Origin of the sequence: Vogesella mureinivorans (assembly GCF_007644035.1) — a bacterium.
GTDB lineage: Bacteria > Pseudomonadota > Gammaproteobacteria > Burkholderiales > Chromobacteriaceae > Vogesella > Vogesella mureinivorans.
On sequence record NZ_VMTV02000232.1, the window covers coordinates 1 to 295 of the forward strand.

1 protein-coding gene is annotated in these 295 nt (G+C 77.3%); it reads right to left on the bottom strand.

Features of this window, described 5'->3' with window-relative positions:
* The coding region (locus FLQ44_RS23570; protein WP_500692537.1) for a primosomal protein N' family DNA-binding protein at positions 1–295 on the bottom strand (295 nt) is incomplete at both ends.

The following is a 295-nucleotide window of genomic DNA, read 5'->3' on the forward strand; positions in this document are numbered from 1 at the left end:
CGCAGGGCCGGGCGCCAGTCGGGCAGGCGCTGGTTGAGGGCGGCGGCATCGAGCGCGCCGGCCTCGGCCAGCCAGTCGGCGAGCTGGCGCGGGCGCCCGCCGGCGCGCAGCTGGCGCAGGTTGGCCGCGCCAATCGCGGTCAATCGCCAGGCCAGCGGCGCGGTATCGGGCAGGGGCTTGCCCTGGCGCAGATCCACCGGCAGCGCCGCCGCCAGTACCTCGCCCAGCGGCCTTTGGTAGTAGCTGGCGGCCCAGCGCAGGCTGGCCAGCAGTTCGCCGGCGATCAGCGGCTCGG